General features: G+C 63.6%; 12 protein-coding genes. 10 read left to right on the top strand and 2 right to left on the bottom strand.

What is annotated here, in order from left to right:
• Positions 1–178 precede the first annotated feature (178 nt).
• The 9 genes from GGD57_RS28875 to GGD57_RS28835 all read left to right on the top strand — a co-directional run bounded on the left by GGD57_RS28875 (position 179) and on the right by GGD57_RS28835 (position 9,448).
• Positions 179–1,075, top strand: a complete 897-nt coding sequence (locus tag GGD57_RS28875; RefSeq protein WP_348646005.1) for an NUDIX hydrolase — start codon at positions 179–181, stop codon at positions 1,073–1,075.
• A 69-nt stretch (positions 1,076–1,144) separates the two neighbouring features.
• Positions 1,145–2,116, top strand: coding sequence for a quinolinate synthase NadA (gene nadA, locus GGD57_RS28870; RefSeq protein ID WP_184473581.1), 972 nt, complete (start codon positions 1,145–1,147; stop codon positions 2,114–2,116).
• On the top strand, positions 2,113–3,672 hold the full coding sequence (locus GGD57_RS28865) for an L-aspartate oxidase (RefSeq protein WP_184473580.1): 1,560 nt from the start codon (positions 2,113–2,115) through the stop codon (positions 3,670–3,672). Before nadA ends, GGD57_RS28865 begins: the two co-directional genes overlap by 4 nt.
• Positions 3,673–4,572 (top strand): carboxylating nicotinate-nucleotide diphosphorylase, encoded by a 900-nt coding sequence (nadC, locus tag GGD57_RS28860; protein WP_184473579.1) that lies wholly within the window; start codon positions 3,673–3,675, stop codon positions 4,570–4,572.
• Positions 4,573–4,797: 225 nt separating this feature from the next.
• Positions 4,798–6,750 carry a BTAD domain-containing putative transcriptional regulator gene (locus GGD57_RS28855; protein WP_184473578.1) on the top strand — a complete coding sequence of 651 codons (1,953 nt, stop codon included), beginning with the start codon at positions 4,798–4,800 and terminating at the stop codon, positions 6,748–6,750.
• 104 nt (positions 6,751–6,854) lie between these two features.
• Positions 6,855–6,998, top strand: coding sequence for a hypothetical protein (locus GGD57_RS28850; protein ID WP_184473577.1), 144 nt, complete (start codon positions 6,855–6,857; stop codon positions 6,996–6,998).
• 13 nt (positions 6,999–7,011) lie between these two features.
• On the top strand, positions 7,012–8,376 hold the full coding sequence (locus GGD57_RS28845) for a YcaO-like family protein (protein ID WP_184473576.1): 1,365 nt from the start codon (positions 7,012–7,014) through the stop codon (positions 8,374–8,376).
• Positions 8,373–9,116: a TfuA-like protein gene (locus GGD57_RS28840; protein WP_184473575.1), complete on the top strand. Its 744-nt coding sequence runs from the start codon at positions 8,373–8,375 to the stop codon at positions 9,114–9,116. Before GGD57_RS28845 ends, GGD57_RS28840 begins: the two co-directional genes overlap by 4 nt.
• Before the next feature lie 65 nt (positions 9,117–9,181).
• The gene (locus GGD57_RS28835; RefSeq protein ID WP_085740094.1) at positions 9,182–9,448 is read left to right on the top strand and encodes a hypothetical protein; all 267 of its coding nucleotides are present in this window, start codon (positions 9,182–9,184) and stop codon (positions 9,446–9,448) included.
• A 156-nt stretch (positions 9,449–9,604) separates the two neighbouring features.
• Here the strand turns inward: GGD57_RS28835 and GGD57_RS28830 are convergent, their stop codons facing one another.
• Together GGD57_RS28830 and GGD57_RS28825 are read right to left on the bottom strand one after the other, a co-directional pair.
• Positions 9,605–10,009 (bottom strand): helix-turn-helix domain-containing protein, encoded by a 405-nt coding sequence (locus tag GGD57_RS28830; RefSeq protein WP_184473574.1) that lies wholly within the window; start codon positions 10,007–10,009, stop codon positions 9,605–9,607.
• Positions 10,010–10,216: 207 nt separating this feature from the next.
• Complete coding sequence (locus tag GGD57_RS28825; protein WP_184473573.1) at positions 10,217–11,053, bottom strand: amidohydrolase family protein; 837 nt, start codon at positions 11,051–11,053, stop codon at positions 10,217–10,219.
• A 23-nt stretch (positions 11,054–11,076) separates the two neighbouring features.
• Between GGD57_RS28825 and GGD57_RS29030 the strand changes: the two genes are divergently transcribed.
• The coding region (locus GGD57_RS29030; protein ID WP_210304083.1) for a hypothetical protein at positions 11,077–11,263 on the top strand (187 nt) is incomplete at its 3' end.

The raw sequence follows: 11,263 nt of genomic DNA, 5'->3' as shown, positions 1-11,263 counted from the left end.
CATCGCTCAATTCTCCTGCGTCCAGCAAGAGAATCAGAACACCATCACATAGGCAATTCTAAATGTGTGAATGCCATAGCCCCGCTGGGGAGAAGGGGGAACCATCCATTGGCTTCCGCCCCAGCCTGTGTCAGGAATAATCCGTTCAACCCAACCGGAACGGAGTATTCGGCCCCCTGTGACGATCGGCTTTGCGCATGCGGAATTGATTGCGGTGCTCGTCGCTGTGACGGGGGACGAGCCGCGTGTGATGACGATCCGTTCCGGCAATGCGCTGCCATCCGGCCCGTTCGAAATGGGCCATCGCACCCTGCAATCGGGCCTGCGGGAATGGGTGCAGGAGCAGACCGAGCACCCCGTCGGTTATCTCGAACAGCTCTATACTTTCGCCGACCGCGACCGGAACAACGACATTCCGGGCGGGCGAACGATCTCGATCAGCTATCTCGGCCTCGTCAACGAACAGTCGGGCGCCGGCCGGCCGGGCTGGCACGGCTGGTACGAATATTTCCCCTGGGAAGACCATCGCCAGGGCCGCCCGGCCGTGCTGGATGAGATCATGGCGCGCCTGAGACGCTGGGCCGATGCCGATCCCATCAGGCGCGACCACCGCCATCGCCGGGCGGATTTCACCTTCGGCCTCGACGGCGGCGGCTGGAACGAGGATCTGGTGCTGCAGCGCTACGAACTGCTCTATGAAGCGGGGCTCGTCACCGAGGCCGGATGCGAAGCAGAGGCCAATCTCGGCCGGGCGATGTTTGCCGATCACCGCCGGATTCTGGCGACCGGGATCGCCCGGCTGCGCGCCAAGATCAAATATCGCCCCGTCGTCTTCGAGCTGATGCCGGAGAGTTTTACGCTGCTGCAGCTGCAGCGCGCCATCGAGGCGCTGGCGGGGCTGACGCTGCACAAGCAGAATTTCCGCCGCCTGATCGAACAGCAGGAGCTGGTCGAGGAAACCGGCGGTACGGAAAGCGAAACCGGCGGCCGGCCGGCCAAGCTCTTCCGCTTCCGCCACACGGTGCTCGAGGAACGGGCGCTCGCCGGAACGAAATTACCGCTCTCCCGCAATTGACATATGCTCACAGTGAGAATATCTACTTGCCCATGATATGCTCAAATGGAGCATAATTAGGAGCCGGCCATGAATCATCCTGTTTCCGCATCCTCGCTTTACGAGCGCGTCAGCCGCGTCATTCCCAAAGCCGAATGGATGACATTCGAAAACGACGTCGACGCCATTCTCGAGCTCAAGCGTCGCCGCAACGCCGTCATCCTCGCGCATAATTACCAGACGCCGGAGATCTTTCACGGCGTGGCCGATATCGTCGGCGACAGCCTGGCGCTCGCCCGCAAGGCGATCGAGGTCGATGCCGATGTCATTGTGCTCGCCGGCGTGCATTTCATGGCGGAGACAGCCAAATTGCTGAACCCGGAGAAAACCGTACTGATCCCCGATCTCGGCGCCGGCTGCTCGCTGGCGGATTCGATCACGCCGGAAGATATCGCGCTGCTTCGCCAGGCCCATCCGGGCGTGCCCGTTATCACCTATGTCAACACCTCGGCGGCGGTGAAGGCCGCTTCCGACATCTGCTGCACTTCGGGCAATGCCAAGCAGGTGGTGGAATCGCTCGGCGTACCGAAGGTGCTGATGATCCCGGACGAATATCTGGCGCGCAACGTCGCCCGCGAGACCGATGTCGAGATCATCGCCTGGCACGGGCATTGCGAAGTGCATGAACTCTTCACCGCCGACGACGTACGCCAGCTGCGCGAAAACCACCCCGGCGTGACCGTACTCGCCCATCCCGAATGCCCGCCCGAGGTGGTGGCCGAGGCCGATTTCGCCGGCTCCACCGCTGTCATGTCGGACTATGTCGGCAGCCGGAAGCCCGCGCGCGTCGTGCTGCTCACCGAATGCTCGATGAGCGACAATGTCGCCGTCCACCACCCCGATGTCGAGTTCATTCGCCCCTGCAATCTCTGCCCGCATATGAAGCGGATCACCCTTGCCAATATTCGCGCCGCACTTGAGGAAAACCGTCACGAGGTGACCGTCGATCCGGCGATTGCGGTGGCGGCGCGGCGCGCCGTCGAAAGGATGCTGGCGATATGACAGAGCGTCTCGACCACCTTTCAGGGCGCACGGTGATTGTCGGCAGCGGCCTTGCCGGGCTGATGACCGCGCTGACGCTGGCGCCCGAACCTTCCGTCATCGTCACCCGCGCCGCCCTCGGCATGGAGACATCGAGCGCCTGGGCGCAGGGCGGCATCGCCGCCGGCCTGGGCGCCGACGACAGCGCGGCGCTGCATCTTGCCGATACGCTTGCCGCCGGCGACGGCCTCTGCGATCCCGCAATTGCCGCCGGCATCACCGCCGAAGCCCCGGCGGCGATCGCCGCGCTGGAGCGGGCCGGCGTGCGCTTCGACCGCAATGGCGAGGGCGAACTTTCGCTCGGGCTGGAAGCTGCCCATAGCCGCCGCCGCATCGTCCATGCCGAAGGCGACGGCTCGGGTGCCGCGATCGTCGCCGCACTCGTGCGGGCGGTGGCGCAAACGCCTGCCATATCAGTTCTCGAAGGCTTCGAGGCGCGGCGGATCTTGATGGACGGCGAGCGTGTCGCCGGCCTGCTCTGCATGAGCGCCAATGGCGCTGCCATCCTGCCGACTTCGAAGCTTGTGCTCGCCACCGGCGGCATCGGCGGGCTTTATGAAGCGACCACCAATCCGATGGGCAATTTCGGCCAGGGGATCGCGCTTGCCGCAAGGGCGGGCGCCGATCTCGCCGATATGGAATTCGTCCAGTTCCATCCGACAGCACTCGATTCCCGCCGCAGGCCTTTGGCGCTGGTCAGCGAGGCGGTGCGCGGCGAGGGGGCTTTGCTCGTCAACGAACGCGGCGACCGGTTCATGGCCCGCATCCCGGGCGCCGAGCTTGCGCCGCGCGACGTCGTGGCGCGCGCCATCAGCGCCGAAATCGCCCGCGGCGGCCGCGTCTTCCTCGATGCCCGCACGGCGCTCGGCAGCCGCTTCGCCGCCCGTTTTCCCGTCATCGCAGCCCTTTGCGGCGAGGCCGGCATCGATCCGGCGACAGACCTCATTCCCGTGCGCCCGGCCGTGCACTATCACATGGGCGGCGTTGCTACCGATGCGAACGGCCTGAGCTCGGTTTCCGGCCTCTGGGTGGTGGGCGAGGCAGCCTCGACCGGCCTGCACGGCGCCAATCGGCTCGCCAGCAATTCGCTGCTGGAGGCGGCCGTCATGGGCATGCGGGCGGCGCGCGACATCTCGGCCATGCCGGCAGGCCCTGCCGGTGCCATCTTCGCCGCAAGGCTGCCGGCGCCGGCCGATGCATCGCTCGTCCGGCCGATCGTCTCGCGCCATCTCGGCGTGTTGCGCAATGCCGAGGCCATAGAGGGGGCGATCGCTGCCCTGCTGCCGCTTGCCGAAGGTGACGGCCCTGCCGCCGATCCGGCTATCGTCGCGCTTCTGATCGCCGTCTTTGCCGGCCTCAGGGCGGAATCGCGCGGCGCTCATGCCCGCACCGATTTTCAGCTGAAGCTTGCCCAGGCGGACCGGCGGCGGATGCGCCTTGCCCAAGCGCTGGAGATCGCCCGCGCCACGCCGCCCCATGTCTTTGCCCCGCTCTATACTCTTGCAAGGAGTGCTTAGATGACCCTCGTTCCGCTTCCCCGCCTGATCGTCGAACCAATGGTGCGGGCAGCCCTGCTCGAAGATCTCGGACTTGCCGGCGACATCACCTCGGCATCGGTCATCCCCCATGATCATCGCTCGACGGTCATCATGGCCGCCCGCCAGCCGGGCGTGATCGCCGGCCTCGACGCGGCCGAACTCGCCTTTGCCCTTGTCGATCCGGAGATTGTCCTGCGCCGGCATCTCCAGGACGGCGATGCGGTCAAGCCGGGCGACGTCATCGCCACCATCGAAGGCCCGTCGCGCGGCCTCTTGACCGCCGAGCGCACGGCGCTGAATTTCCTCGGCCATCTCTCCGGCATCGCCACCGTGACGGCGGAGATTGCCGCCGCCATCCGCGGCACCAAGGCTAGCGTCGCCTGCACCCGCAAGACGACGCCGGGGCTGAGAGCGCTGGAGAAATATGCGGTGCGGGCCGGCGGCGGCATGAACCACCGTTTCGCGCTGCACGACGCGGTGCTGATCAAGGACAATCACGTCGCGATATCAGGCGGCGTCGCCGAGGCCATCAGCCGGGCGCGGGCCGGCATCGGCCATCTGGTGAAGATCGAGGTCGAAGTCGACACCCTCGATCAGCTGCGCGAAGCGATGGAGACCGGCGTCGACGCCGTCCTGCTCGACAATATGACCCCGGATCAGCTGCGCCAGGCCGTTGCCATCGTCGCCGGCCGGGCAATCACCGAGGCCTCCGGCCGCGTCACCCCGGCAACCGCCGCCGCAATCGCAGCCTCCGGCGTTGATCTCATCTCCGTCGGCTGGCTGACGCACAGCGCCCCGGTGCTGGATATCGGGCTTGATTTCGTCGCCGCGGCGGCCGCAACGGAAACCTACTCCAGGCGGATTGCGCAGGCGCTGTAACGGAGGACGGCGGCAATAACGCGCCGTGCTCCGACGCAAAAACACCCGCCATGAAAGTGTCGGCCAAGCATCTTCTCGGCGAGCGACATGCAAAAATGCAAATAATCGCTGAAATTTCTTCTTTTTATAGCAAAGGCCGCTATGCGCGGCGGCTTTATAGCTTTAACATGATTTCTTGACCGCTGGTGCGTTTACGCGCCTTGGCTTTCAGGGGTGAGAACCGAGATGCAACCGACATCCGGGCAAAAATCGACGAACAGGCTGTGCCTGCTCGGACGACCGAGATTGCTGGCGGCGGGGAAGGAACTCCCCTTGCCGGAGAAATCTTATTTTCTCCTCGCCATGCTCGCCGCCGAAGCCGGTCTCGAACTCGATCGCGAAACCATCAGGCGGCAGCTATGGCAATCGGAACTGCCGGAAAAGCGGGCAGGCAGCCTGCGCCAGTTGTTGGCGCGCATCGAGCAGAGCATTCCCGCCGGCCTTCCGCCGCTGCTGGCTGCGACCCGAACCCATATCGGCCTTGCCGACGGCTGGGAGGTCGACGTCCATATCCTGAAGCAGAAAGGGCCGCTCGCCCCCGAAGACCGCGATATGCTGAACGGCGATTTGCTCGAAGGCGCCAAATCGCCGACACAGGGCGCCGAGGACTGGCTGACCTTCGAGCGCCAGCGGATCGATGAATTGCGCTCGGCCCATCTCACCCGGCTGATCGAAACCTCGGAAGACGGATCGGAAGACGAGCAGGTGGCGCTGGCCAGGCGCCTGCTGCAGCTCGACCCAGCCAATGAGACGGCCTATCGCGCCCTGATGCGCACCCATGTCAGGCTGAACGATCCGGCCGCAGCGCGTCAGGCCTATTTGAAGTGCAAGAGCCAGCTGAAGGACGACTTCGACACCGAGCCGGAGGAAAGCACCACGGCGCTTGCCCGCGAACTCGGCCTGATCCCCCCAGCACAAGCCGCCGCCCCGGAGCGCCCGCCGGCATCGGGCATATCGGCCGATCTGCTCGGCCAGCCGCGCATCATCATCCTGCCGCCGGAAAGCATCTTCACCGATCCGCTGATGGAGCGCGTCGGCAGGGCGCTTCTCGAAGACGTCACCATCGGCCTCAGCCAGCAGCGCGGCTTCAAGGTGATTGCAGCCCATACCAGCCTGGAAATCCTCAGCCGTTCGATCGACCCGGCGCGTGCCGTGCCGGGCCCGCTCGACCTCAGCTTCGACTATGCGGTCTACGTCACCATCCAGGGCCGCGACGAGGATGTCTTTGCCACCTGCCGGCTGACGCGGACGACGACCTCGGAGGTGATCTGGGCCCTGGAACTGCCGCTGGTCATGCAGAAGATCAGCGAATCCTTCGCGCATCTGACCCGGCGGATCGTCTCCTCGCTCGCCGACACGATCGAGCGCCATGAACTGGCGATGCCGATCGGCGAGGCGCCGGCCTCTGCCTACCGTCTCTACCTGGAAGGCAAGCGGCTGATCGCCCAGACCGATCTGCAGCATCTGCGCCAGGCGCGCAAATGGTTCAAATCCTCGCTCAATCGTTATGAGCATTTCTCCGCTGCCCATGCCGGCGTGTCGCGCGCGCTCGGCATGGAATGGCTCATCCGCGGCATGCGGGACAAGGAACTGCTCGATGAGGCGAACGGTGCTGCGCGGCTGGCGCAGCAGTCCGATCCCAATAGCGGCCGGGCCTACCGCGAGCTTGGCTTCGTCGCGCTGTATCGCCGCCGCTTCGACGAAAGCCTGGACTATTTCCAGCAGGCCCAGGATCTCAATCCCAACGATGCCGACATTCTGGCCGACTTCGCCGACGCGCTTTCCCATGACGGCGATTTCGACCGGGCGCTGGAGCTGAGCCGCGCCGCCTTCAAGCTCAATCCGCTGCCGCCGGATTATTATTACTGGAACCTCGGCGGCATCCACTTCATGCGCGAAGAGTATGAAAAGGCGATCGAGGCGCTGGAGCCGGTGAAGGCGAAACAGGCGACGGCGCGTCTGCTGGCCGCCTCGCATGCTATGGCCGGCGATACCGCCAAGGCCGGGAATTATGCCAGGACGGTTCTGGAAAATTTCCCGGATTTCCGCAGCGAGGATATCCGTCACTTCGTCCCCGATCGCGATCCCGCCTTCACCGAACCGCTGATAAAAGGCCTGCAACTCGCCGGTCTTCCTTGATTGCATCGCCTTTTAACGAAGCCTGTAACGCTTAAATGACGCAGGCAATGTTTCCCTCCGATGGTTAACGGCAGCAAGGGCTGCCCAACAATCGGAGATGAACCATGAAGACGAATGCTGAAACCACCGCAGTTCAGACACAGTCCCTGCGTTTCTCTGCAGCCGCCAAAGCCGCCATGAAGCAGGACGAACTCAGCGTTTCCGCCAATGGGCTGGAGAGCCTGACACACGCCCTGAGGTTCCGCTAAGGGCGAGATCGGTATGTCCGCTTGCACCGACCCAGAGCAATTCCAGCAGAAATGTGCAGCGGTTTTGCGTCCGGAATTGCGTGAAAACAAAGAGGGAGAGCATTTTCGCCATTCGAGGAGAACCGAAAATGCTCTTCATACGCTTGCCGGTGATCTCGAACGATCGTCGGCTGGCGTCAGCGATTATCACGACCGCGCGGTCACGCCGGCTCAGACACTTGCGGCCATCAGGCCGCATCTGCGCGGGTTCGGCATTACCCGCGTCGGTCTGCTGACCGCGCTCGACGTCCTGAACATTCCCGTCGCCTTCGCCACGCGGCCGAACAGCCATACGCTTTCGGTCTTTCAGGGCAAGGGGATCGACAATGACGCCGCCATGACCTCGGCCGCCATGGAAGCGATCGAGACGCGGATCGCCGAAATCCCGCCAGCCGACCTGACGCAGGCGACGGTCGAAAGCATGCGGGCAGAACATGCCGCCATGATCGATCTCGACAATGTCGCACGCTGCGCACCCGACGAGATCGGCAGCGGCCCCATTCCCTGGTGCTCCGGGCTCGACATCCTGTCCGGCAGCAGCGTCTTCGTGCCCTGGTGGCTCGTCGGCCTCGACCATCGCGGCGACCGGCCGCCGGGCTTCGAGCAGTCGAGCGATGGGCTCGCCTCCGGCAACACGCCGTCAGAAGCGGTGCTGCATGGGCTTTGCGAGCTGGTGGAGCGCGACGCCTGGGCGCTGACGCAGCTGAAATCGCCGCAGCGGCTGAAGGAGAGCCGTATCGACCCCGCCTGTTTCGGCGATGCGGTCATCGACATCATGACCGATCGGATCACACGCGCCGGCATGCGGCTGCTGCTGCTCGACATGACCACGGATATCGGCATTCCGGCTTTTCTCGCCGTCATCATGCCCGGCAATCTTTCCGACCGCGTCGATGCCCGCTGGGCTCATGTCTGCGGCGGCTGCGGCTGCCACCCCGATCCCGTGCGCGCCGCGCTGCGCGCCATCACCGAAGCGGCGCAGAGCCGGCTGACCGCGATTGCCGGCAGCCGCGACGATTTCTCGCCGCGCGTCTATCAGCGGCTCGACCGGAGTGCGGCGATGCAGCAGATGGTCGAGCTCTGTGAGGGCGGCGGCCGGATGCGCGCCTTCCAGCCCCGTCATGCCAGAGCTGCGACGATCCAGGCAACCATCGGCCAGATTGCCGGCCGGCTGGCGGCAGCCGGCATCGAGCAGATCGTCGTCGTGCCGTTTGCGCACCGGGCTTTGCCGGTCTCCGTCGTCAGGGTGATCGTGCCGGGCCTGGAGGTCGACATATCGGGCCAGTACATCCAGCTCGGCCTGCGCGCGGTCAATACCATCAGAGGAGCCCAATCATGAAGGTGCTGTTCGTCGGCCCGAGCCTCGGCAGCGATCTCGCTGCTGCGAGAGCCATGTCCCCCCGCATCGATTTCCGGCCGCCGGCCGCCTGCGGCGATATCCTGAAAGCCGTTCACGACGGCGCCACCGCCATCGGCCTCGTCGACGGTTATTTCGGCGATCTGCCGTCGGTCTGGCACAAGGAAATTCTTTTCGCCCTCGACCATAATGTCGCCGTTGCCGGCGGCGCCAGCATGGGCGCGTTGCGGGCAGCCGAATGCGCGCCTTTCGGCATGGTCGGGATCGGCTCGATCTTCGAGGATTACGAGGCCGGGCGGCTGCTCGACGACGAGGCCGTCGCGCTGGTGCATGCGCCGCAGGCGCTCGGCTGGTTGCCGCTTTCGGTGCCCTGGGTCGATTTCGAGCCGACGATCGACGCGCTTCTTGCCGGCGGCGAGATCTCGCCCGCCGAGCGCAAGAAACTGCTGCTTGCCGGACGTTTCCTGCATTTTTCCGAACGCACCTATGCCAAGGTCGTCGACGAGTGCCATTTCCGCAAGCCGCGCCGCGACACCATCCTCGCCGCCATCCGCGGCAATCGCGTCGAGCGCAAGCGCAACGACGCCCGGCTGGTATTGGAATGGCTGCGCCGGGACGAATTCCTGCCCGTCGACCGTGACTGGCACTTCGCCGCCACCTCGCATTGGCAGCTTCTGCACGCCGAAGTCACGCGCAATAAGGTTCCTGTAACGCTTGAATAACGGTCGCGGCGGAAGATGCAGTGGTGATGGAATCTTAGGGTTTCGCGACCAGAGGGGCGGGAACGATGTTTGAACAGCACAACGAGCCTACGGGCAGCGAATACGCAAGGATCTTCCGGCTGCTGTCGGCAGCCAAGGAGGAGGCTGAAAAGCTTCAGCTGCGTAATCTGATGCACCTGACGAACATGGCGCTGCTGCAGGTCGTCATCGATTGGGACGGCATAGATCCCGACAGGGAGCTAGACGTCAATCTCGAGAAGCTGCTCGGCAGCAAGGCCAAGATCGCAATGAAGGATGCCAGCGAGAATCTGATCCTGATCGATCGCCATTGATCCCGATCGATAATTTTCGATCCCGATCGATGACAAATTGAGCCGATCGATGGCAACTGATCCGGATTGATCCCCTTGGTCCCGATCGATTGCTATCGTGATGGCTCGCCACTGATCCTCATGCGGGTCGCCTGGAGCGCGTGAAGGCCAGCCGCTCTATTCGGCGGCGTCCGCTTCCAGCTGCTCGGTATGAGCGATCGCCTGGACGAGCTTCAGGATCTTCTTGCGAAGAGCTTCGTTCTTGATTGAGAAGAACGCAGCATTGAGAAGCACGCCTTCGCGCGAAATCACGAATTCCTCGCTGGGGGTCGGGTTGTCGTTGGCGGTATCCGGCGCGGCCATGTCGTCGAAAAACGTCCTGACATCGACCTTCAGAGCGCCGGCGATCTCCACCAGCATGCTTGCGGAAACGCGGTTGGAGCCCTTTTCGTATTTCTGGATCTGCTGGAACGTTACGCCGACACGATCTCCCAGTTCCGTCTGGGAAACTTTCCTCAGCAGACGCTGTATACGGATCGTCTTCCCGACATGGACATCCACTGCATGTGGTTCTTCTTTCATTTGTTTTCCCTCCTGAGGACACCGGATATGAAGTTATTCGCCAAATCCGTATCTGACAACTTTTACCTGAGTTGGCTAAAGCTAGCAATTGTCCGGTGGTAAGTCGTCCCAAACCGAAACACTTGCGTTACTTCATCCTTACACAAGCAAAAGACATGCCAAAGTAGCACTTTTGCATGCCACAGCACATCACATGATTTTGTGACCTCAAAGCGACCAGAGGCGCCGCGCATTGGCGAAAAGCAGCTTGGAACGCTCAGCCTCGCCCACGCCGGAAAGCACGGCATGGGTCGCGGCGACCCAGGTGGAGAGACCGCCGCCGAGCGTGCAGACCGGCCAGTCGCTGCCCCAGACGACACGATCCCAGCCGAAGCTGGCAATCACATGTTCGATGTAGGGCCGCAGCGTTTGCGCCGTCCATGTCGCGGCATCGGCATAGGCAACAACACCGGAGATCTTGCAGACGACATTCGGGCGCCGGGCAATCTCCGATATACCGGCCTTCCATGGCTCGAAGGCATCGGAGCGGATATCCGGCACGCCGCAATGGTCGAGGACGAATTGCACATCCGGCGCGAGATCGACGAGGGCGGTGACGCGGCCCGCCTGATGCGGCAGGGTGCAGAGGTCGAAGGTCAGGCCGCTGCCGCCGATGCGCCGGATATTTTCGCGAAACAGCGCGCCTTCCGAAACCTCGTCGGGCACCACATGCAGCACGCGGCGGAAGCCCTTGACGAAGCGATCGGCCTTCTGCCGTTCGAGATAGGCGGGAAAACCCGCCTCTTCCGGCCGGCAGGAGACGATGGCCCCGGCAACCAGGCTGCCTGCCTTTCCCGCAATGCCGGCGACATGGTCGGTCTCGGCCTGCATGGCAGCGGGATCGACATCGACCTCCATGTGCAGCGCCGTGGTGATACCGCAGCGCCGCGCCTCGGCCGCGTAGGTCTCATAGAGGAAATCGTGATCGAGAGCAGGCACGCCGGAGAGCCAGGGATAGGGCAGCGCCGAGCGATCGATAATGTGAAGATGGGTGTCGATGAGCACGCGTTTCTCCTCCGGGAATGGCCTTGCTGCAGCCTATTTCTGGTGAATGGATTATTCAAATAGAAATTCCGGTTCGGAGAGGTTTGCCCCTCACCCTAACCGTCTCCCCGCTTGCGGCAGGGCTATCGCATATGAGCGATGATAGAGATGAGGAACTGATCATCCCACCCAGCCTTCTTGATCTTGCGACGAATAGAGGCCTTATCTGGA

Origin of the sequence: Rhizobium esperanzae, assembly GCF_014197615.1 — a bacterium.
Taxonomy (GTDB): domain Bacteria; phylum Pseudomonadota; class Alphaproteobacteria; order Rhizobiales; family Rhizobiaceae; genus Rhizobium; species Rhizobium esperanzae_A.
Note: the sequence above shows the minus strand (reverse complement) of the source record. Positions and strands in the feature narration are given on the sequence as shown.